The 22,617-nt window shown below is 35.4% G+C and carries 17 protein-coding genes, 1 tRNA gene and 1 pseudogene; 2 read left to right on the top strand and 17 right to left on the bottom strand.

Annotated elements, in window-relative coordinates; translation table 11 throughout:
* Positions 1-5: 5 nt before the first annotated feature.
* The 10 genes from WMO42_RS03145 to WMO42_RS03100 form a co-directional block, all read right to left on the bottom strand.
* Positions 6-1,256 (bottom strand): nucleotidyltransferase, encoded by a 1,251-nt coding sequence (locus tag WMO42_RS03145; protein WP_349191546.1) that lies wholly within the window; start codon positions 1,254-1,256, stop codon positions 6-8.
* A gap of 502 nt (positions 1,257-1,758) precedes the next feature.
* The gene (locus tag WMO42_RS03140; RefSeq protein WP_022503197.1) at positions 1,759-3,123 is read right to left on the bottom strand and encodes a PFL family protein; all 1,365 of its coding nucleotides are present in this window, start codon (positions 3,121-3,123) and stop codon (positions 1,759-1,761) included.
* 50 nt (positions 3,124-3,173) lie between these two features.
* Positions 3,174-3,446 carry an ACT domain-containing protein gene (locus WMO42_RS03135; RefSeq protein ID WP_022503196.1) on the bottom strand — a complete coding sequence of 91 codons (273 nt, stop codon included), beginning with the start codon at positions 3,444-3,446 and terminating at the stop codon, positions 3,174-3,176.
* Positions 3,447-3,522: 76 nt separating this feature from the next.
* Positions 3,523-4,320, bottom strand: coding sequence for an MBL fold metallo-hydrolase (locus WMO42_RS03130; RefSeq protein ID WP_022503195.1), 798 nt, complete (start codon positions 4,318-4,320; stop codon positions 3,523-3,525).
* Between the two features lie 59 nt (positions 4,321-4,379).
* Positions 4,380-6,587 (bottom strand): cell division FtsA domain-containing protein, encoded by a 2,208-nt coding sequence (locus WMO42_RS03125; protein ID WP_349191545.1) that lies wholly within the window; start codon positions 6,585-6,587, stop codon positions 4,380-4,382.
* Between the two features lie 43 nt (positions 6,588-6,630).
* Entirely contained in the window at positions 6,631-7,221 is a 591-nt protein-coding gene (gene coaE / locus WMO42_RS03120; protein ID WP_022503194.1) for a dephospho-CoA kinase, read from the bottom strand.
* Between the two features lie 48 nt (positions 7,222-7,269).
* On the bottom strand, positions 7,270-9,954 hold the full coding sequence (gene polA, locus WMO42_RS03115) for a DNA polymerase I (protein WP_349191544.1): 2,685 nt from the start codon (positions 9,952-9,954) through the stop codon (positions 7,270-7,272).
* 73 nt (positions 9,955-10,027) lie between these two features.
* On the bottom strand, positions 10,028-10,396 hold the full coding sequence (locus WMO42_RS03110; protein ID WP_022503192.1) for a zf-HC2 domain-containing protein: 369 nt from the start codon (positions 10,394-10,396) through the stop codon (positions 10,028-10,030).
* A gap of 349 nt (positions 10,397-10,745) precedes the next feature.
* Entirely contained in the window at positions 10,746-11,777 is a 1,032-nt protein-coding gene (locus tag WMO42_RS03105) for a cytidylate kinase family protein (protein ID WP_349191542.1), read from the bottom strand.
* Positions 11,778-11,789: 12 nt separating this feature from the next.
* Positions 11,790-13,130 (bottom strand): sodium:proton antiporter, encoded by a 1,341-nt coding sequence (locus WMO42_RS03100; RefSeq protein WP_082421575.1) that lies wholly within the window; start codon positions 13,128-13,130, stop codon positions 11,790-11,792.
* A 345-nt stretch (positions 13,131-13,475) separates the two neighbouring features.
* Here WMO42_RS03100 and WMO42_RS03095 point away from each other — a divergent pair, with 345 nt between their 5' ends.
* Positions 13,476-13,823, top strand: coding sequence for a hypothetical protein (locus WMO42_RS03095; protein WP_090141423.1), 348 nt, complete (start codon positions 13,476-13,478; stop codon positions 13,821-13,823).
* Positions 13,824-13,887: 64 nt separating this feature from the next.
* On the opposite strand, the gene WMO42_RS03090 is transcribed toward WMO42_RS03095, so the two are convergent.
* The 4 genes and pseudogenes from WMO42_RS03090 to spo0A all read right to left on the bottom strand — a co-directional run bounded on the left by WMO42_RS03090 (position 13,888) and on the right by spo0A (position 17,912).
* Positions 13,888-13,970: transfer RNA gene (locus WMO42_RS03090), tRNA-Leu, on the bottom strand.
* 403 nt (positions 13,971-14,373) lie between these two features.
* The gene (gene glgA / locus WMO42_RS03085) at positions 14,374-15,813 is read right to left on the bottom strand and encodes a glycogen synthase GlgA (RefSeq protein ID WP_022503188.1); all 1,440 of its coding nucleotides are present in this window, start codon (positions 15,811-15,813) and stop codon (positions 14,374-14,376) included.
* 91 nt (positions 15,814-15,904) lie between these two features.
* Complete coding sequence (locus tag WMO42_RS03080; RefSeq protein ID WP_055174840.1) at positions 15,905-16,987, bottom strand: C40 family peptidase; 1,083 nt, start codon at positions 16,985-16,987, stop codon at positions 15,905-15,907.
* Positions 16,988-17,124: 137 nt separating this feature from the next.
* Positions 17,125-17,912 (bottom strand): annotated as a pseudogene (gene spo0A, locus WMO42_RS03075) (sporulation transcription factor Spo0A).
* 272 nt (positions 17,913-18,184) lie between these two features.
* On the opposite strand from spo0A, the gene spoIVB reads away from it, so the two are divergent.
* On the top strand, positions 18,185-19,453 hold the full coding sequence (gene spoIVB / locus WMO42_RS03070; protein WP_055174844.1) for a SpoIVB peptidase: 1,269 nt from the start codon (positions 18,185-18,187) through the stop codon (positions 19,451-19,453).
* 92 nt (positions 19,454-19,545) lie between these two features.
* On the opposite strand, the gene recN is transcribed toward spoIVB, so the two are convergent.
* From recN to WMO42_RS03055, 3 genes are read right to left on the bottom strand one after another with little or no spacing between them, the layout of a single operon-like run.
* Positions 19,546-21,228 (bottom strand): DNA repair protein RecN, encoded by a 1,683-nt coding sequence (recN, locus tag WMO42_RS03065; protein ID WP_055306627.1) that lies wholly within the window; start codon positions 21,226-21,228, stop codon positions 19,546-19,548.
* 31 nt (positions 21,229-21,259) lie between these two features.
* Positions 21,260-21,712 (bottom strand): arginine repressor, encoded by a 453-nt coding sequence (gene argR / locus WMO42_RS03060; RefSeq protein WP_022503183.1) that lies wholly within the window; start codon positions 21,710-21,712, stop codon positions 21,260-21,262.
* Positions 21,713-21,731: 19 nt separating this feature from the next.
* Complete coding sequence (locus tag WMO42_RS03055) at positions 21,732-22,583, bottom strand: NAD(+)/NADH kinase (RefSeq protein ID WP_022503182.1); 852 nt, start codon at positions 22,581-22,583, stop codon at positions 21,732-21,734.
* Positions 22,584-22,617: the final 34 nt, after the last annotated feature.

The raw sequence follows: 22,617 nt of genomic DNA, 5'->3' as shown, positions 1-22,617 counted from the left end.
TTTTATCATACCCTGACCGGTCCTCTCACAAAATCGCCCAGTTCTTTAACTCCATACTTTCCAGCAACAATCATATTATAAATATTAGCCGCGTGTATATCATCAAGAAGTATTTCTTTATAGTCAGCGATCTTTGTTATAAGTGGGACTTCCACAGTTTTTCTTATATGTGAAAGATACTCCTGCCCCTTTTTATCAAATCCAAGTACTCTTATATATGGCTCATTGGAATATTTTTCCATATGTTTTTTATCAAGCCCTAGCGTTATCCTTACAAGTGCTCTTTTTATTCTAGAAAGCGGCACTTCTTTCGTCTTTATATGTTCACACAGGCTTCCAAATGAAAACGCCTCATTATCTTTACTTCCTGCCCCATGTGGTACTGTCCTTGTTATCATATCCATAGCCGACTTATATAATCTGCCAGCAATCTCCTTGTTTACATCTGGATACTTCATAACATTTTCTATAAATACATTTTTATCATAACTACTCGCAAAAAGTATATCTAAAAGTCTTGTAAATAACGCTTCCGTTATGTCATCAGGATATATATAATTCGTATTTGAAGATAATATTAAACCTGCTTTTACAGGTATATATTTAGAAATATTATCTGCTTTAAGATTTCCTCTTAACGCCGTTGCACTTGCATAATCACTCATTATATCTGTATCATTATAACTATCTCCCTGCCTCTTTATGGTATAAGGCTTGATAGCATAATTATTTTTTATGATAGCTTTCAGATATTCAACCGCAAGTATGTTATTAGAACTTGTAAGCATTGCCGCAGTGTCTTTATCCGTCAGCTTCTCCACAACCTTCTGTCTTGCGGCAGCATAGGATATTCCATTGGCAGTGTATTTAGATATTTCCTTATATAGTGTATCTTCGTTATCACACAAAATGTGTGCAAGCTTAGAAAGCCTTTCTATATTCCCGCTCTCACTTCCAAAAGCAATACTGTCGGCTTTTATATAATCAAGAACCTTTAAAGCACCAGCGGCAAAGCTCTCAGCACTAGACACAGCATAATTAACAGGCAGTTCAACGACAAGATTAACTCCGCTGTTGAGTGCCATAGAAGCACGCGTATATTTATCAAGAACAGCCAGTTCTCCACGCTGTACAAAATCCCCGCTCATAACAGCAACACTTATATCCGCCCCTATAAGCTCCATTGCTTTATTAAGATGATATAAATGTCCATTATGAAATGGGTTGTATTCTGTTACAAGTCCTACTGCTTTCATATATAAATCCCCTTGTATTTTAATTCTATGAATAAATTCCATAAATATTATGTGCTCTGCGTTGCTTTTCCACGTATCCGAAGTTTCGAAGAAACTTCTAAGTGACTACGAAGTAGTCATATTATATCATATGCCCTGCGTTGCTTTTCCACACATCCGAAGTTTCGAAGAAACTTCTAAGTGACTACGAAGTAGTCATATTATATCATATGCCCTGCGTTGCTTTTCCACACATCCGAAGTTTCGAAGAAACTTCTAAGTGACTACGAAGTAGTCATATTATATCATAACATAAATTATAATTAATATTAAACACAGCGAATATATCCAACACATAAAAATGCCCCTGAAGCTTTTGCTCCGGGGGAATTTTTACTATGTAAGTTATTTCAATATATATGTCACTTCGTTATATATATTAACCACCATATAACTTATGTTGTCATATAACTTACAGCAATATATTAATTCTAAAATGTGTAATTAATTCTAAAATGTGTAATTAATTCTTAAAACTATGTATAGGCGCTGGTATTCTTCCTGGTCTGTTTACAAATGCTGAGCAGTCAAATGTATTAACCGGCATAATAGGAGCATAGCCTAAAAGTCCGCCGAATTCTACAGTTTCGCCAACACCTTTTCCAACAACAGGTATTACTCTTACGGCTGTTGTCTTCTGGTTTACCATACCGATAGCTGCTTCATCTGCAATGATACCAGATATTGTAGATGCCTTTGTATCTCCTGGTATAGCAATCATATCAAGACCTACAGAACATACACATGTCATAGCTTCAAGCTTTTCAATAGTAAGTGAACCCGCATTAACTGCATCAATCATTCCCTGATCTTCACTGACCGGAATAAATGCACCACTAAGTCCGCCTACATATGATGAAGCCATTACGCCGCCTTTCTTAACCTGATCGTTTAGAAGTGCAAGTGCTGCTGTTGTTCCCGGAGCACCGGCTCTCTCAAGTCCGATTTCTTCAAGAATTTCTGCAACAGAATCACCAATTGCCGGTGTTGGGGCAAGCGAAAGATCGATTATACCAAATGGTATACCAAGTCGTCTAGAAGCTTCCTGAGCAACAAGCTGTCCTACTCTTGTTATCTTAAATGCTGTCTTCTTGATAGTTTCGCAGAGTACTTCAAAACTTTCTCCTCTTACACTTTCAAGTGCATACTTAACAACACCCGGACCACTGACACCTACATTGATAATAGCATCATCTTCTGTAACTCCGTGGAAAGCTCCTGCCATAAATGGATTATCATCTGGAGCATTACATAATACAACAAGCTTTGCACAGCCAAGAGAGTCTGCATCTTTCGTTAATGCGGCAGTCTCTTTAACTATTTCACCCATAAGTCTTACAGCGTCCATATTAATGCCTGTCTTTGTAGAGCCAACATTTACTGAGCTGCATATAAGTTCTGTAGATGCAAGTGCTTTAGGAATTGAACGGATAAGCAGTTCGTCGCTCTTTGTCATACCCTTTGATACAACAGCAGAATAACCACCTATGAAATTAACTCCGACTTCATGAGCAGCCTTATCAAGTGTCTTTGCAATAGTTACATAATCGTCAGGTGTTTTACAGCATGAGGCACCAACTAATGAAATAGGTGTTATAGAAATTCTTTTATTAACTATTGGAATACCTATTTCCCTTGAAATATCCTCTCCTGTCTTTACAAGGTCTTTAGCAAGAGTTGTGATTTTTTTATATATTTTTTCATTTACTTCATCAAGATTCTCGCTTGCACAGTCAAGAAGATTGATACCAAGTGTAATTGTTCTTACATCAAGATTTTCCTTCTCAACCATTTTGTTGGTTTCAGTAACTTCATATATGTTAATCATTTTTCTCCTCATTTCCGCATCGCCAATGGCGTATACTTAATAATAGTTAATTAAATTCTGTGCATCATATCAAAGATTTCTTCTCTCTGACATTTAATTACAACACCAATTTCCTTGCCAAGATTCTCAAGTGCTGTTACAACTTCATCAAAGCCTGTATTGGAATTTGATAAATCAACTATCATCATCATATTAAAATAACCTGATACGATAGTCTGTGAAATATCAAGAATATTAATTTCTGTCTTAGCAAGATATGTACACACCTTTGCTATGATACCAACAGTATCCTTTCCTACAACTGTAATTACACATTTTTTCATAATAGTCCTCCATTCTTTGCATTTGTGCATATGTATTTATGTAAATATGCTCTCGCATATTTATACCACTGTAGTGCTATATTTCAAGAAGTGTTGATGGCTCACTTCTCTTTGCTACCTCTATATGAAAATCTTTAGACTTGTATTCATTATCACTTAAGTCTATCTCTAACTTAACTGTTTCATATGCAAGCTTATCATAATTATTCTCTTTGCTTAAATGTCCAAGGTATATCCCTTTAATGTTATCATTAAGAAGAGAATTGATAAGCCTTGCTGATGAATCATTCGACAAATGTCCTTTATTGCCAAGTATGCGCTGTTTAAGATAATAAGGATAACTTCCTATCTGAAGCATATTAATATCGTGGTTGGCTTCAACAAGCATCATATCCGAATTTTCAAGATTATCAATAATATAGTCATCATAATATCCAAGATCTGTTATGACCGATGCCTTGTTATTATCACAATATACACTGTAGGCAACTGGTTCATTGGCATCGTGCGATACCCTGAAACTATGTATTGTCATATCTTTAAGATGAATATCTGTATCAGCTTCAATTATATGGTAATAATCTGAGTCTATATTTCCAAGGCTCGTAGCTGCCTTAATTCCATTAATTGTTCCGTCTGTTGAATATATTGGTATTCCATCTTTTCTTGACATTACGCCAAGTCCTTTTATATGGTCAATATGTTCGTGTGTAACAAATACTGCATCTATATCCTTTAATGATACATCTATGCTGTTAAGCCCTTCTTCTATCTTCTTACGGCTTATTCCAGCATCTATTAATATATGTGTATCATCTGAACCAATATATATACAGTTGCCACTACTGCCGCTTGCAATCGGCATCATTCTCATAAGTCAATCCTCATTTCTATTATTATGAATTATAAATTCTTCACATTACTTAAAGCTTGTTATTCCCAGAATATCTTTATATCATCACCATCATTTAGCGGTGCTGTATATTCACTTCTGATACCATTATGTAATATTACAATATTTCCCTTGGGTTTGGAAAGGTCAAAGTCATAAAACTGGAATAAATCAACAAGCACATAATCACTCTTTCCCTTTAATACAACAGGTGTCCCATTAACGATTATTGACACATCCCTGATTGGCCTTTGAATATCTGGTGCTGTATTAAATGAAGCTCCATCGGCTGATTCTTGTGTATCACCAGCATTATTATTACCTTTAGTCGCATCAGACATATCAGACGAATTATTATCATCACTATCATTCTGGACTGCCGGTCCATTTCCAGCTTCATTATTCTGCTCAGTATTGTTATCTGAATAATAACCTCTGTCAGCATCTTCATTTTCTGTATCATCTTCTAAATCAGCATAGCTTGTCTGCTTAGGCACATTGCTGAATGAAACCATAAAATTCTCATAAACCTTAGTATGTTTATTAGCTGGCATATTATTAACTAATACATCATAATCTTTATAGTCCAGGTCAAGGAATGTAAATAACTGTTCTACTGTATAGAAGTTCTCTATTCTTATTGAGTCTTCATTTCTGATATCATAGAATTCTGACTTTAATTCACCATTAACATATGCAAATCTTGGGCAGACGATATTCTTTCCATTGACAACAAATGTTATATCTGAACCAAATTCTTCTATCTGTCCTAAAGTAATTGAAGCCGGCTCACCAATCGTTGACTCCTCAACAAATATGACATCATTCTGTTCAATTGCTGTATTAAGGCTGGCAGGCTTATTATTAAGTGTAATGACTGCACCTTCCCCGGCAAGACCTCTTACAAGCCTTACTTTGCCATTAACCATAAATTCAATCTGAGCACCCCGTCTTGGGAAAAGCTTCTCATTAGGATAACCTATCTGCATAATCGCATCAAATACTGTGAGCTTATTATTATCATATAACTTAATACGCTCATTATTGACATTAACAAATATAAACTTATTCTTCTGTGTATAATAATTCGTACATATACCTACTGGTGTTACATATAAAGAATCTTTCTCAAAGCCTTCAACATTAAAATCCACTGTTGTAAGGACTTCCTTTCCTCTTATTGCAACTCTTTCAGGTGCTATGCCAAGATTCTTAGCAAGTACCTTGGTGTAACTTGGCATTTTACCGCCACCACCTACAACGAATACAGCATTTACCGGCTTACCGCCATTAAGCTCGATAATCTTATCTGATGTCGACTTTGCCATATTATCAATTGATTCTTCTGCTATTGCCTGTATCTCGCTTGAAGCAACCCTCTGTTCAAGTCCCATAATATCATTGAACACAACCTCTTTATTGTCCGGATTGCTTGCGGATATCTTAATAGTCTCCGCTGTGTTGAAGTCAACAAGATAATTCTTTGCAATCTTTTCTGTTATCTCATCACCTGCTAATGGAATCATACCATAAGCCACAATGCTTCCATCTTTAGTAATACATATATCCGATGTACCCGCTCCGACATCGACAAGACATATGTTAAGAAGTCTGTACTGTTCTGGAATCGCAATATTCATTGAAGCTATTGGCTCTAATGTAAGTGAAGCAACATTAAGTCCAGCATACTCTACTGCCTCGTAAAGTCCATCTACAACTTCTTCCGGAAGAAATGTAGCAATAAGCTCAACAAATATTTTTCTAGCCTTATGCCCCTCAAGGTTACCTATATCATAACCATTAAGCTGATATCTTATAGGTGTATTGCCTACACAGTAAAATCTGTCTTTCTGTGTGGCATCATTGATTGAATGATGTGCATTCTCTACCGCAAGAAGATTAAGCGAATATATATCCTCCGCTGTAACTCTTGTCTCTTCTTCAAATTCATACTCGGCAGTCGCATTAACTGTTCTTAAAACCCTGCCCGCAGCAGCTATACATACATCTTTAAGTTCCATATTAAGCTGCCTTTCAAGTGCAAGCTTAACCTGACGTATTGTATCACCTACTTTATATATATCGTGTATCTGCCCATCAAGCATAGCACGCGTTGTATGGAGCTGCTGTGCCATTGCTGCTATTTTAAATCTGCCATATTCAAGATAACCTACAACGCCAACAACGCTCCTTGTTCCTATATCAAGACCAAACACATAACTATTGTTGGAATTCCTTTCTTTATCCATATCATATCCTCATTTCTGCCCACATTTTAACACAAGAGCCACTTTAGCTCAATAAAATGTTTTGTATCTGTCTGAAAGTATATTCTAAATCCTTATTATTATCAATACAATAGCTGCATTTATCTTTAATATTCTCTAATGCCTGCTGGCTCTTTAATATATTATCAATCTTCTCATCACTATAGCCACGGCTTTCTTTTAAGCGCCGTCTTCTTATATCCTCTGATGTGTCTATATACCATACCTCATCGCAGAATACATCATAATGTTCTGTAAGCAGCAGTGCTGACTCAACAAATGTATAATCTAATCTTCCAGCTATTTTATTATTCGTTATGCGTGTGATAACCTCCTGCTTTACTGCCGGGTGGACTATACTATTTACTGCCATACGTTTATTAGCATTAGAAAATATTATATCTGCCAGCTTCTTTTTATCAATCTCTCCTGTTTCATCGACAATATCTTCGCCAATCAATGCTATCATCATTTCATATGTCTTAGAACCTTTTGTATACAATCCTTTTGCTACATCATCTGTCATAATAATATCACAGTTATAATTATCAGCTAAATATTCAAGAACTGCTGATTTACCAGCACCAACTCCACCTGTTATTCCAATTGTCTTCATAAGTAGTCCTCATTTATAGTTATAATATACTTTTCTATGCCTATAGCATTAATGTGCCTCAAGCCAGTTTTTACCCTGCTTTATATCTATTTCAAGTGGCACTTTAAGACTTACTGCCTCTTTCATACCCTCTGTTAATATCTGTCGTACTTCATCAATTTCATCTATAGCTGTTTCAACTAAAAGTTCATCGTGAACCTGTAATATAAGGTGTGATTTAAGACCTTTTTCCTTTAAAGCCCTGCTGACCCTAATCATAGCAAGCTTAATAATATCAGCCGCTGTTCCCTGTATTGGTGCATTCATAGCAACTCGTTCCCCAAATGAACGCTGCATAAAGTTACCAGATGAAAGTTCAGGTATCTCTCTTCTTCTGTTAAACATTGTAAGAGAATATCCTTTTTCTTTGGCAGAGCTTACAAGTCCGTCAATAAATTCTTTAATTGATGGATATGTCGCAAAATATTTGTCAATATAAGCCTTAGCTTCTTTTGGTGTAATACTTAAATCCTGACTAAGACCAAACGAACTCATTCCGTATATTATTCCAAAATTAACTGCCTTGGCATTGCTTCTCTGTAATGGTGTAACCTCATCTATAGGAGTATTAAATACCTCTGCCGCTGTTGCCCTGTGAATATCTTCTGATGAATTATATGCAGCTATAAGCTTCTCATCACCTGACATATGGGCAAGTATTCTTAACTCAATCTGTGAATAATCGGCATCAATAAACACATAGCCGTCTTTTGGAATGAATACCTTTCGTATCTTCTTTCCCATCTCCATTCGTATTGGTATATTCTGAAGATTAGGGTCTGTACTGCTTATTCTTCCCGTAGCAGTAATTGTCTGGTTAAATGTTCCGTGAATCCGGCCATCTTCTTTAATATATGCTGTAAGTCCGACAGCATATGTTGAATTAAGCTTTGCTAACTGTCTATATTCAAGTATCTTCTTAACAATTGGATAATCTGGTGCAAGCTTATCTAAAATATCTGCGGCTGTAGAGTAACCACTTTTTGTCTTCTTTCCGTTAGGCATACCCATTTTCTCAAACAGAATAACACCAAGCTGTTTAGGCGAATTAATATTAAATTCTTCGCCTGCAAGCTCATATATCTCTTTCTCAAGGACATTTATCTTCTCTGTAAGTACCTTTGAGTAATCATCAAGCTCATTCTTGTCAACCCTTATACCGAATCTTTGCATATCGTAAAGCACGAATACAAGAGGCATTTCTATATCATTGTATAATGAATACATATCCTCTGATATAAGGACATCTATAACAGGCTGTGCACATCTATAATTTACATATGCCTTAAAGCAGGCAAGTTTAAACAAGTTCGCATCATCAATATCAAAGCTTTCCTTTATGCTTCTCTTTCCAAGAAGCTCTGTCTGTGACATAACAAGCATTGAAAGGTATTCTCTTGCCAGTGCTTCATAATCATATCTTTCATTATTAGGATGAATAAGATATGCCGCAATTGCTATATCCATAAATGCCTGTTCTGATACTTCAAGGCTGTCATCGTTATTTCCATCTTTATAGTTATCAAAAATGTAAAGATAGTCTTTAAGATTATCAATTACAACATTCCTGTTATCTGAACACTTTATTAATATCATAAGCTTATCTTTTAAATAATCAGATGTAATAAAGCCTCCAGCTGGAATATAATATATATCCTCATCAGAATATGATATCGAAACTCCAAGAAGCTCGTCTTCTGCAATTATTCCAAGTCCGATTTTTTTATTTTCTTTAATATGTGAAGCTGCTGTTTCAAACACTTCCTCGGCTTTGGCAAAATCCTCCACCTTATAAAAATGTTTACAACATTCAGGCTCTGACTGTGTACCATTGTCACATCTTTTAAGCATATTCTTGAAATCGTAACGCTTAAAAAGCTTATATGACTCCTGATTAAACATATCATTAATATCCGCATTATTAATGTCATAATCGACATCAACATCTATCTTAATCTCTGATAAATAACGGCTTAATTTAATCTGCTCAATATTTTCTTCTATTGATTTCTTAGCCTTTGGCGGCTTTAATTCTGATATATTATCAATAATATTATCTATATTATGATACTTTATTATTAAAGCTGAGGCTGTCTTAGGGCCTATTCCCGGTGCACCAGGTATATTATCAGAGCTGTCACCCATAAGTGCCTTCATCTCTATGAATTCCGCAGGTGTTACGCCATAAAGTTCTTTTACATCTTCTGGATAATAATCTTCAACCTCTGTAACTCCCTTTTTAGTCTTTGGTATACGGATTTTGATATTAGTATCTGCAAGCTGCAACAAATCCCTGTCACCAGATACAATAGACACGTCAATTCCCTGCTTCTGCGAGTTCTTGGCTATTGTTCCTAGAATATCATCTGCCTCAAAGCCTTCTTTTTCTACTATAGTTATATTCATAGCTGTAAGTAGTTCCTTCATAAGCGGAACCTGCTGTCTTAACTCAGGAAGCATCGGCTTTCTTGTGCCTTTATAACCATCATATACTTTATGTCTGAAAGTTGGTGCACTAAGATCAAATGCAACTGTAACATAATCAGGCTTTTCCTCATCTATAAATTTAAACATAATATTAAGGAATCCATACATTGCATTAGTATGTATTCCTTCGCTGTTAGTTAAATCAGGCACTCCGTAGAATGCCCTGTTTAATATACTGTGCCCATCTATAAGCAGCAATTTACTCATTCTAAATCTCCATTCCAGCTGGAAATCCTGTAAATAGCAGGATACAAAATGCCGTATTACAACATTCCAGCTTTTAATAATATCTGATTATTATACAAATAATAAAAGTCAGAAGCATAATTACTTCTATCATAATATTCAATATTGTTATATTATGATTCCATTCTCTTATTGCATTGCATTTATCTATGCTTAGAGATAATTTCAAGTCAACTAATGTCTTAAAATCATAGCTGTCTATGCAGGCTTTGATAGCTGGAGGGGTATTTTTTGATATATTGTCTTCATCAAGTCCGTATGACACAATATAATATATCTCCAGTTCTTCTTTGCAGTCCTCACAGTTAAGTATATGCTGTATGAATTGTTCTTCCTGCTTTAATGAAAGATTGCCTTTGTCGTAATCTTTAATCATTTTCTGAATTTGCTTGCAATTATCCATAATATGCCTCACTGAGCCAATAGTTTGTCGGACGGACGAAATCGCACAAGATGTGCTCTTCTGGTGGTATCCGAATTTAGTTCTTAATTCAGGCTAAAACCATTGGGGTATTTTAGTACGCCGTGCAGGTTCTGGAAAGCTTTGCTTTCCAGAACTGTCGGGCATTCGCCCTATCAGTCTAAAGCCCAAAGAAGAACTTTGTGCAAGCACAGTTCTTCCTCAGGCTTCAGACTGGCACGGCTCATTGCTTACGCACATTATAGCAGAAAATGCACAGACTTTCCATTAAAAGTCTGTGCATTATTAAAAAATACATTACTAATTTCAGGTTGTTACATTTAACGGATATTTATTTATCCCTGTTAATAACTCTTAATATGAGGTTGACAGCTTCATCTATACCATAGCTTGCACTGTTAATACATAAATCATAGTTGTATGCCTGCCCCCATATATTATTGGTGTAGAATTTATAGTAACGTTCTCGCTTTTTATCCAATTTAACCAACCTCTTTAATGCCTTAGAATATGGAATTTTCTCAAGTTCCATAATTCGTCTTGCTCTCTGCTGTACAGGTGCAGTAATAAATACACTGACGTGAGGTATATTGTTATTCTTAAGAATAACGTCAGCACAACGTCCGATAACAATAAAATCCTCTTTCTCAGCAAGTTCCCTAAGAATTTCTGATTCATTAAAGAATGCCGCATCATTAGCTGGAAGTCCGTGGTTACGGCTGAAACGTCTTGCCTTTTCTGGATTAATCATTTCGTGGCTTAAGTCAATCTTCTTGCTCTTCCATCTTGCATCTTTTTCTGCATCTTTACGGATAACAAGATCCTTGAAAATCTCAGCATCATAATAGTTAAGTCTTAATTTATCAGCAAGTGCAAATCCGATATCAGTACCAGCACTTCCCTCTGTACGGCTTATACATATTATCATTCTATTATCGTTGTTATTTCTATGGAAGTTAGATACATTTAACTCACTGATTGATGTATCAAGTATATCAACTGAACCAAATCCGTGAGGAAGTTCTGCTATCTCGTTTAATATGTCATTATACTGACGCATAAACTTAGACTTAGCTTCCTTATCCTTAATTGTTCTTGCCATATTTCCTACAAGAGCAACTTCACTTCTTAACAGATATCCGTGTGGGTTAGTATATATAAGTGCACTAAGCTTATCAAGACATTTGTCCGCATCACCTATAAATACTCGTCCAAGTTCTGAACCTACACTCTCATATACATTGCTATCAAGTTCATATATCTTCTTAGCAAGATTGTAGGCAATTGTCTTAGCATCATCATTTGATGACTTATTCTCATTATTGATACTATTATCAATATTATTAACATTATTATCGCTCATATTGCCTTCCTCCTATAAAAAGAATATTAATGTGTCAAGTATAAACACAGGAACTAAAATACCTATAGACCAAAGCATATATCCGAAGAAACCAGGCATTCTGACACCATTCTCGTCTGCAATGGATTTAACCATAAAATTAGGTGCATTACCGATATATGTACCAGCTCCCATAAATACCGCACCACAAGATATAGCAGTAAGAAGCTTCACAGTTATAATACCTGCACTTGTTGTAATACCATTTGTAAATCCTAATGTACCAGCAGTGGTAAAGAATACAAGGTATGTTGGTGTATTATCAAGGAAACTTGAAAGTGCACCTGTTGTCCAGAACATCTGCCATGCCTTGTTAATTCCAAGTGTTGGACCAACAGCCTTAAGAATCATCAAAGCTGGCTGCATTGTAATAAATATACCTATAAAAAGTACAGCTACTTCCTGAATTGCACCCCAGTTGAAATGGTTCTTGGTTCTAATCTCAGATGGTGTTGTCTTAAATGACAATAACGCTGATAAAAGAATTATTGCAATCTCTATCATTGTAACAAATGAGAATGTTACTTCTCCAATATGTAATCCCTTAAGCTCTCCGTTAGCTCCGATAAATGCTGGGACATTAGTAAGTGTACCACTGAGTACAACGGCAATTACGATTGTTACTATAAATATAATATTGTGAGCACCCTGAAGCTTTAATTCTGTTGATTCCTTACTTATATCAGGCACACTACCCTCAGCAATATCAAGTCTGTAATTATGTCTGTCAATCATATAGAATATTGGAAGCAGAATTACAAGGTTAAAGCATAATACTGGAAGCAGATGTAAACTCCATGTAAACGGAACCCCTCTCATAAATCCCATAAGAAGTGGTGGATCACCAATTGGTGTAAGACAGCCACCCATATTAGAGATAAGGAATATAAAGAATATCATAATATGACTTCTTCTATGTCTCCAGGAGTTCATCTTAATAAGCGGACGAACCAATAACATACTTGCACCAGTTGTTCCTATTAGGCTGGAAAGAAATGTTCCTATTAATAATGTAATTGTATTTACTCTTGGTGAACCAACCAAATCACCATCAACAGATATATTACCTGTAACACAGAATAAACCAAATAATAAAATAATAAAACTAAGATAATCGTTAATTATACATTCAAGCACCGTTTCCGCTGCTGTTGATGCACCTTTTGTTACCGCATATGGAATGATAAATAAAAGTGACCAGAATATAACTGCGTGTATCTGATGACTTTCCCACCATTCAGCTTTCACAAGTGGCATAATTGCAATACATAAAAGTAATCCTGCGAAAGGGATACAAAGCCATAATGGCAACATAATAAATTCCTCCTGTTCATAATAATGATTATTTATTAGATAAACATAACCTCAATGTTTATTGCTAAAGAATTATAGTCCATTTATAAAAAAAATAAAAGCATTATTAAGTTTTTATTTAAAAACAACAAACCACTTTTCGCTTTTCACACAGCATTAATATATAAAAATACAACAAACAATATATAAGCATAACAAATAATATAAATACACAGACAACTATATATAAACACATAACAAGCAATCTATAAGTAAATGCCAAATTGTATATAAGCCATTTCTATTACATAGTCTATATGTTATACTTTAGACAAATAATTAATTAGTTTACTTATGGAGGTTATTATGTACGACTTAAATGTATTGATATTTGATATAAATAAAACTGCCGAAGATGAGGAACAGGTAAAGACATTAAACAACCTGTTAAGTCTCTTTGGCGGCAAAGCAGAGATAAAAAATAAGTTCGATAGAAACCAGCTTGTATTATCCTACGATGAAGAAAAGCTCAAAAAATGGAAAACAAGAAATGCAGGCCGCACAAGCAATTACTATAATCTTTCCGTTAAAGAAGTCAGGGAAATGATTAATACACTGGGTGCAGAGCAGGCAGCCGCCAAGCTTGGAATGACCAAGCAGGGAATGTATAAAAGGCTAAAACGCTGTCTGGAAATTGATACAGAACGATTCTAGCCATATCTTACACCAAAAATCACAAAAAGGAAGCCTTTATACAAAGACTTCCTTAATCTATTAATGCGGAAGATGGGACTTGAACCCACACGATGTCACCACCGGCAGATTTTGAGTCTGCTGCGTCTGCCATTCCGCCACTTCCGCATAACAATAAAATAATACCATAACATAATTAAAAAGGCAAGTAGAAAGTTTCTTTTACTGTTAAAAAAATGCCAGACCAACATACATCAGTCTGGCAGGTAAATAACAATATTCAATTACATAACACACAGCACTATATTTTATAATTCTTGTGCTCATTATACCATATGCCCTGCGTTGTTCTTCAACGCATCCGAAGTTTCGAAGAAACTTCTTAGTGACTACGAAGTAGTCATATTATATCCTATTTTCTGCGTTGTTCTTCAACGCATATGAAGTTTCGAAGAAACTTCTAAGTGATTACGAAGTAGTCATATTATATCATAATTCTCGTGCAGTTTTTCTGCACATGTAAAGTTCCGTAAGGAACTTTTAAGATGAGCACTCTTGTGCTCATTATACCCTAGAACAAAGAATTATATAATTCCTCATACTTCTTAGCTGAACTCTTCCAAGAGAAATCTGCTTTCATTCCTCTGTCAACTATCTTGTTCCACTCTCTCTTGTGGTTATAGTATACGCTCTTAGCATAATTAATAATCCCAAGCATTTCGTGGGCATTGTAATTAGCAAATGAGAAGCCTGTTCCTGTACTCTCATATTCATTATATGGCTCAACTGTATCCTTAAGACCACCTGTCTCTCTAACTATAGGCACTGTACCATATCTTAAAGACATAAGCTGGCTGAGTCCACAAGGCTCAAACAATGAAGGCATAAGGAATGCATCACAAGCTGCATATATCTTGTGTGACATCTCCTCTGAATAGTAAATATTAGCAGATACTCTGTCATTATATTTCCAGTCAAAATGTCTGAACATATTCTCATATTTCTCTTCACCAGTTCCAAGAACTACAAGCTGTACATCTTCTGCACATAACTCGTCCATAACATAAGCAATTAAATCGAGACCCTTCTGGTCTGTAAGTCTTGATACTATACCTATCATAAACTTGCTCTTATCCTGTGCAAGTCCCAGTTCTTTCTGGAGAGCAACTTTATTCTTCCACTTTTCTTTACGGAAAGTAATCTGATTATAGTTAGCCGCAAGAGATTTATCTGTCATAGGATTATATACTTCGTAATCTATGCCATTAACAATACCACTAAGAACATTAGCTCTTGCATTCATAAGACCATCAAGATTCTCACCATAGAAAGGTGTCTTAATCTCCTCTGCATATGTCTCGCTAACAGTAGTTACCCTGTCAGCGTATACTATGCCACCCTTAAGATAATTAGCATCTTTATATGCTTCAAGCTTATCTGATGTAAAATAGCTGTCATCTAATCCGGTAATATCCTTTACCTTCTTAAGATCCCATATACCCTGGAACTTAAGGTTATGTATAGTCATTATTGACTTTACACCATTGTAGAAATCCCCAAGTGCAAAACGCTCGTGTAAATATACCGGAATAAGTCCTGTCTGCCAGTCATTGCAATGTATTATGTCTGGCTTAAAACCAATAACAGGTATTGCTGACAAAGCAGCTTTGCTAAAGAATGCAAATTTCTCAATATCTTCGTGTATCCAGCTATAAGGCTTTGGTCCTCCAAAATAGAATTCATTATCAATAAAATAGAATGTAACTCCATCATACTCCATTTCAAATACGCCAACGTACTGTGTACGCCAAGCTAAATCAATATAGAAATGAGTCTTGTATACCATCTTCTCTCTGTACTCCCAAGGAATACATGTATACTTTGGAATCATAACACGAACATCAAATTCATCCTTATTAAAATACTTAGGAAGCGAACCAACAACGTCAGCTAAACCTCCTGTTTTAATGAAAGGTACTGCTTCTGATGCAATAAATAAAACATTCTTCATATAATCCCCTTTCTATACATCTATGTAACTAAATGTATAAATATAATCAATGTAATAACTATATTAAAACATATTTTTCAAAATATATCAATTACCAGTATCTTCTTACACCAATTATCTGCATTCCGATATTAACTGAAGAAACCTTTACATAATCACCAGGTACAGAAGCATGTATCATCTGTCCTCCGCCGATGTAGATACCAACGTGTCCCGGGTAACATATTACATCACCTGGCTGTGCGGCACTTATGCCACCTGATACAGCAACGCCTCCATATGCCTGTGAACTTGATGAACGGGCAACACCAGATATACCTGCCTGTGCAAGTACATATGATACAAGACCTGAACAGTCAAATCCACTTGGTGAAGCTCCACCACTTCTATAAGGAACACCAACATATCTGTAAGCTATTGAAACAATGTTAGATGCAACTGATGAATCATTATTAGCTGATGTAGGTATTGATGTAACTTTTGTCTTAGTTGTTGTCTGACCGCTTGTTGCAGCTGCTCTTGCTGCTTCTGCCTGTCTTTTCTGTTCTAATGCCTTAGCAGCTTTTTCATTAGCTTCTGCTAATAATTCGTCAAAGTTGCTGATATCACTCTGTGCAGCATCAATTGCTGTATAAAGTGTAGCCTGCTTGTTAGTAAGCTCCTTCTGCTTGTCATTAAGAGCTGCCTGCTTAGTCTCTAAATCACTTTTATATTCAGCGATAGATGCTGCTGTTGCAGCCATCTCTTCAAGCTTGTTACGATCATAGTCATATACCTGCTGCATATAACTTGCCTTATTAATAACATCACTCATATCAGATGCTGTAAGGAATACATCTGAAATTGATGTTGACTGGTCTTCATACATATATTTAATTCTTAATTTAGTATCATCAAACTGTTTCTGCTGTAACTGTTGTGCAGCTTCAAGATCAGCGTTAGTCTGGTCAATCTCATCTGAGAGATCTGCCATATCCTGTTCTAAAGAACTCATCTCTGTAAGAAGATAGGCAGCCTGCTGCTGCAGCTGATCAAGTTCATTCTGTTTATCCTGCTTCTGCTGTGTAAGTGTACTGATTTCGTCAGCAAATGCTGTTGAACCTATAATTGTTGTTCCCGCAATAGTTGTTGCCAATGCTGCTGCAGCAAACGTTTTGAATACTCTTTTACGCATATATAAAACTCCTAAATATTACAATTTTGTTAAAACATTTTTACAAATACGTTAATATTATAATATACAAAGTTCAATATAGCAAGAAAAAACCGCAAAAAAGCTGATAAACTGTCAGTATAATTCCTAAAAAACCATCAAACTGCTGTCTGATGAAGCCTTATATTATCTGATATAAGTGCTATGAATTCTGAATTAGTCGGCTTGCCTTTGCCATTACTGATTGTATATCCGAACAAATCGTTAAGAATATCCGGATTACCTCTGTTCCATGCAACTTCAATAGCGTGTCTTATAGCTCTTTCAACACGGCTTGGTGTTGTGTCAAACTTTTGGCTATAGTTGGATAAAGGACTTTGGTAATACTATTTATTATATCCGGATCATTAACCGCAAGTGTTATAGACTCTCTCAGATACTGATAACCCTTTATATGTGCTGGAACACCAATCTCGTGTATCATTCCTGTAATCTCATTCTCAAGGATATGTTTGTTATGAGGAATACTGTCGTTAACCGATTTTTTTATATTGACAGGCTTTATATTAATAATTCCTCCAATATATTTAATGCGGTCAATCAGCATATTATTATCAAATGGTTTCATAACATAATATGTAGCTCCCATATTGAAAGCATCCTCTGTCACTGCTTCCCTTCCAACTGCACTAATAACAATAAATGCAGGATTAACACAATCATTATCCTCCCTTATCCTCTGCATAACAGTTAGTCCGTCAATCTGCGGCATAATAATATCAAGAAGTACAATATCAGGCTGTGTCTTTTTAATGACATCAACTGTATCCTCGCCATTCGTTGCTGTACCTACAACATCTAACTGCGGCTCTCCATTAATAACCTCTTTGATTACTTCTACCATTCTCTTGTTATCATCCGCAATTACAATTTTCAATGGATTCATAAGCAATTCTTCCCCTCGTCATATAATAATATATAAATATGCTATCCGCCAAAAGAACCTATCTTTCAGCACCGCATAATGAATATATTTATTATTATATATTTAAAAATGTAATTTTACAACGAAAACACATCGCAACTATCGACATAATTCGACAAATAAAATTAAATCATATAAATATATTGGCATTATAAACCTTTTTATTTAGCTTCATTATTGCAGATAATAATATCATCAGATAAATTTCAAATAAATTTTAAAGGAGGAAAACTATGCTTATTAATAAAAATACATTTTCTAATAAATTATTAAATAAGTATATTTACTGGTCAGGAATAATAACACTTTTATTTATTCTTATTACATCTTATGTAAACTATGTTAATAAGCATTTTCCTGAACAGATATATATAACTGAGCAAAGCGATACAAGTATCAACCTGTCACTCCCCGTTACCGGAAGCGTTCACAACACGCAGAATGGTACTAATAACAGTCTTGCAAATGCTGATTTCAGCCGAGAGGTTACTTTTATAACCGGCAGTCCTGGAAGTTACCACATCGACCTTCATCTGTTCGGCTTCTTATTTTTAAAGACAGTAAATGTCAATGTAGTTGATGAAAAATACGTCTATCCCTGTGGCTTTCAGGCTGGCTTATATCTGAAAAGCAGCGGAATACTTGTAGTAAAGACCGATTCCATCGAGAGCAAATCAAGTGGTACAATAACCCCCTGCGAAAATATTATTACCAAAGGCGATTACATTTTAAGAATCAATGATGAAGAAATCAATTCCAAGAAGCAGTTATCTTGCAAGGTAAATGAATGTGCTGGCGAGAAGCTTAATATAGAATTACTGCGTAATGATGAAATAATAAATGTAACTGTAACCCCTGTTGAGGATAAAAACAGTGAATATAAGCTAGGTCTGTGGGTAAAAGATGATGCACAGGGTATAGGAACAATAACTTATATTGATACAGATTATAACTACGCTGCACTTGGTCACCCGATAACTGATAATACCACCGGCAAAGCCCTTAATATTAAATATGGCAGATTATATAACACAAGAATTCTATCAATAATAAAAGGACAGAATGGCACTCCTGGAGAATTGCAGGGAATTATAGACTACAAGAACAGTACCCCGATAGGAACAATTGACAAGAACAGCTCTTACGGAATATATGGAACAATCGACAACTCTATTGTAAAGAAGCATTCTCTTTCACTTATGAGTGTCGGTTACAGATACAGTGTCCACAAGGGTAAAGCATATGTAAGATTTTACAGGAATAATAAATATGATGACTACGAAATTAAAATTACACAGCTTAACAATAACGATTCCAAAAATATCAGTTTTGTTGTTACCTCTGAAGAACTTCTTGATATGACTAATGGAATTGTACAAGGTATGTCTGGCTGTCCTATTATTCAGGACGGAAAGATAATAGGTGCTGTAACACACGTTCTTATTGATGACTCAAGAAGCGGATATGGCATATATATAGAAAATATGCTTAATGCTTCATAAAATTAACAGCTGGTATATACATACCAGCCGTTAATTTTTCAGAGTGCTTTTACTGTTCCAGATATAATTATTATAATAACTATATCTAAAAATCACAACTCTGATTTCACTTTATCAGCCATAATCTTTAATTCTTTGGCATTCTCAAGCACAGAGTCTGTAAGTGTCTCACCGGATAACATTCTGGCAATTTCATTAAGACTATCATCTCCTGCGACCCTCTGGATATTACTGTAGGTCTTATTATCGTGTACACTCTTTTCTATTATGTAATGGGCATCTGCCATAGCCGCAATCTGTGGCAGATGTGTTATACATATTATCTGATGCGATAACGAAAGCCTTGCAAGCTGATTAGATACCTTTGAAGCCGTCTTACCACTTATACCTGCATCAATCTCATCAAATATAAGTGTCTTATCTGCATCTTCTGACATAACTGTCTTTATGGCAAGCATAATTCTTGAAAGTTCACCACCCGAAGCAATCTTTGATAATGGCTTTAAATTCTCACCAGGGTTCGTTGATATCATAAATCTTACATTATCACAGCCCTTTGAAGATAAAGATGGTTCTTTAGCAAAATCTATTCTGAACTTTACATCTAAAAAGTTAAGATTCTTTAAAGAAGCTATGAATTGCTCTGCAAGCTTTACTGCTGCCTGCTGTCTTATGGAACTTAGCTTTTGGGCTATATCCCACGCCTTACAGCATGCTTCTTCATACTCTTTTTTCCTTCTGCTTATAAGCTCATCAAAATTGTAATAATCTGCAAGCTTCGCATTAACAGCCTTTAAGGTATCATTAATAGCCTCTATTGAACTTCCATATTTGTTCTTAAGATTATTAATAAGATCAAGTCTTTCCTGTAGTTCGCTAAACTCTCTTGGATCATATTCAGAGTTCTCTATATATGAACTGATACTGTGTCCGGCATCACGAATAAGTCCTTCAGCATCAGACAAAGTATCACAGCACTCTTTCAATACATCATCATATTCACTTGCTGTTATAAGTGACTTTAATGCAGTTCCTATCATATCACTTATATTATCATTACCTGAATTCAAAAGCATATCTGCATACGAAAGCTCATTAGTAATCTTCTGGTAATTATTAAGCTTATGATATCTTGCTTCAAGCTCCTCATCTTCATCTGGCTGTATATCGGCAGTCTGTATCTCATTAGCTTCATACTCAAGAAATGCTATCTCTTTTTGAAGTTCATCTTTATCCTTATCAATAAGTTCTAACGCTTTCTTTGCTTTAACCATATCTTTATATGCCTCTTCCATAGCCTCTCTTAATTCAGCTATTTCATCAGCACAGAATGTATCTACAACCGTCAGATGATTAGCATCATCCATAAGTATCTGGTTATCGTGCTGTCCATGAACATCTATAAGATAGCGTGCAAGCTTCTGTGTCTGTGCCGCCGTAAAATTCTGTCCATTAACCTTTATCTGCGAACGTGTTGGTGTTATCTTTCTTGAAATAAGCAGTTCACCATTCTCAATATCTATAACTCCAAGCTCTTTTATGCGTTCAATTACATTATCATCTTCAATATTAAAAAGCAGTTCTGAAAGTCCATATTCTGCACCTGTTCTTATAAAATCAGGCGATGTCTTGGCACCTAGTGCCGCATTAATAGAACCCAATATAATAGACTTACCTGCACCTGTCTCTCCTGACAGAATATTAAGCCCCTCTTCAAAATCAATATTTTCTTCTTCTATAAGTGCAAGATTCTTAACATGTAAATTAGATAACATATTCCTCCTCTGATACTATATCTTTATAATACTATGCCTTTATAAGTTTCTTAAGTTTATTAGAAACATTTACAGTATCCTTAACAGTCCTTACAGCACACATAATAGTGTCATCACCTGCAATAGAACCAACTATCTCATCAAGCTTAAGTGCATCCAGTGCCGCACACACCGCCATTGCCATACCCGGAACAGTCCTTATAACAAGAATATTCTGTGCCATATCCATAGAAAGATAGCCTTCCTTTAGCACTCTTATATATTTGTCATTAGGTACAGGACTGCTATGTGAAAGAGTTGTATACTTCTGATTAACCCCGTCAATTGTGACCTTGGTAAGATTAAGTGCTCTTATATCCCTTGAAACAGTCGCCTGAGTTACATTATATCCTGCTTTATTAAGTGCATCAGCAAGCTCTTCCTGAGTTCCTATATTATTATCAGCTATAAGTTCTAATATTTTTTTATGTCTGTCTGATTTCACTTTTCTTCTCCTATTCCGGCTACATTTTATTCCTTATCCTTTCAAGGAAAGAAATTCTGCTTGTCTTTATAAGCCGTGCTGTCTTATCAGAACGGGTAATAACAACTCTGTCCCCTGTTATGACATTACAATAGCTTTCTCCATCATATGTAGCTACTCTTTCTTCTGATAATTTCTTATTATCATTCATCTGTATTACAATCTCATCATTCTGTTCAAATATTATGCTTCTCTGAGTAAGTGTATGTGCACATATTGGTGTAATCATTATAAGATGTGCATTCGGCTGGACAATTGGTCCGCCTGCCGATAAAGAATAAGCTGTAGAACCTGTCGGCGTAGATACTATAACTCCGTCTGCCGCGAACGAATTAAGATATTCTCCATTGACATATATATCAAAATCTATAACCCTTAATATTCCCCTTCTGCTAAGAACTACATCATTAAGTGCTACATCTTCATATATAAGCTCGTCATCACGGTATATCTTTCCATCAAGCATCATCCTTGTATCTATCTCATAACAGTCATTAATAAGGCTTTCAAGGGTATCATACACTGTGTTCATATCTGTATCAGTAAGATACCCCAGCGTTCCTATGTTAACACCAAGAAGAGGTATATTCTTAGAATTAAGGTCTCTTGCCGCCTGTATAAGCGTACCATCCCCACCAAGAACAATTATGCATTCTGTATCATCTGGCACAATATCAGCATTCGTATAACAATAATCAGTATGTTCTACATCTGCCGAGTCAGGATTATATATACAGCTTACATTGTGCTTGTTAAGATAATCCAGAATACTGTTTGTATATACAAGGTCTGGATCTTTAGTTGTATTCGTGACTATGTAAAAAGATTTCATTAACGCCTCTATACTTTAAATTAATATTAATATC

Origin of the sequence: Lachnospira sp. CLA-JM-H23 (assembly GCF_040096425.1) — a bacterium.
In the GTDB taxonomy this organism is placed as follows: domain Bacteria; phylum Bacillota; class Clostridia; order Lachnospirales; family Lachnospiraceae; genus Lachnospira; species Lachnospira rogosae.
The sequence above is the reverse complement of the archived record's forward strand: the minus strand, read 5'-3'. Positions and strand labels throughout refer to the sequence as shown.

Excerpts from the sequence above, each read along its gene's own strand:
- WMO42_RS03095 (WP_090141423.1), top strand. The coding sequence starts at position 13,476 with ATGTACGACTTAAATGTATTGATATTTGATATAAATAAAACTGCCGAA.
- WMO42_RS03105 (WP_349191542.1), bottom strand. The coding sequence starts at position 11,777 with ATGAGCGATAATAATGTTAATAATATTGATAATAGTATCAATAATGAG.
- WMO42_RS03110 (WP_022503192.1), bottom strand. The coding sequence starts at position 10,396 with ATGGATAATTGCAAGCAAATTCAGAAAATGATTAAAGATTACGACAAA.
- spoIVB (WP_055174844.1), top strand. The coding sequence starts at position 18,185 with ATGCTTATTAATAAAAATACATTTTCTAATAAATTATTAAATAAGTAT.
- recN (WP_055306627.1), bottom strand. The coding sequence starts at position 21,228 with ATGTTATCTAATTTACATGTTAAGAATCTTGCACTTATAGAAGAAGAA.
- WMO42_RS03080 (WP_055174840.1), bottom strand. The coding sequence starts at position 16,987 with ATGCGTAAAAGAGTATTCAAAACGTTTGCTGCAGCAGCATTGGCAACA.
- WMO42_RS03125 (WP_349191545.1), bottom strand. The coding sequence starts at position 6,587 with ATGGATAAAGAAAGGAATTCCAACAATAGTTATGTGTTTGGTCTTGAT.
- WMO42_RS03135 (WP_022503196.1), bottom strand. The coding sequence starts at position 3,446 with ATGAAAAAATGTGTAATTACAGTTGTAGGAAAGGATACTGTTGGTATC.
- WMO42_RS03145 (WP_349191546.1), bottom strand. The coding sequence starts at position 1,256 with ATGAAAGCAGTAGGACTTGTAACAGAATACAACCCATTTCATAATGGA.
- WMO42_RS03130 (WP_022503195.1), bottom strand. The coding sequence starts at position 4,320 with ATGAGAATGATGCCGATTGCAAGCGGCAGTAGTGGCAACTGTATATAT.
- WMO42_RS03140 (WP_022503197.1), bottom strand. The coding sequence starts at position 3,123 with ATGATTAACATATATGAAGTTACTGAAACCAACAAAATGGTTGAGAAG.
- polA (WP_349191544.1), bottom strand. The coding sequence starts at position 9,954 with ATGAGTAAATTGCTGCTTATAGATGGGCACAGTATATTAAACAGGGCA.
- WMO42_RS03055 (WP_022503182.1), bottom strand. The coding sequence starts at position 22,583 with ATGAAATCTTTTTACATAGTCACGAATACAACTAAAGATCCAGACCTT.
- coaE (WP_022503194.1), bottom strand. The coding sequence starts at position 7,221 with ATGAAGACAATTGGAATAACAGGTGGAGTTGGTGCTGGTAAATCAGCA.
- WMO42_RS03100 (WP_082421575.1), bottom strand. The coding sequence starts at position 13,130 with ATGTTGCCATTATGGCTTTGTATCCCTTTCGCAGGATTACTTTTATGT.
- glgA (WP_022503188.1), bottom strand. The coding sequence starts at position 15,813 with ATGAAGAATGTTTTATTTATTGCATCAGAAGCAGTACCTTTCATTAAA.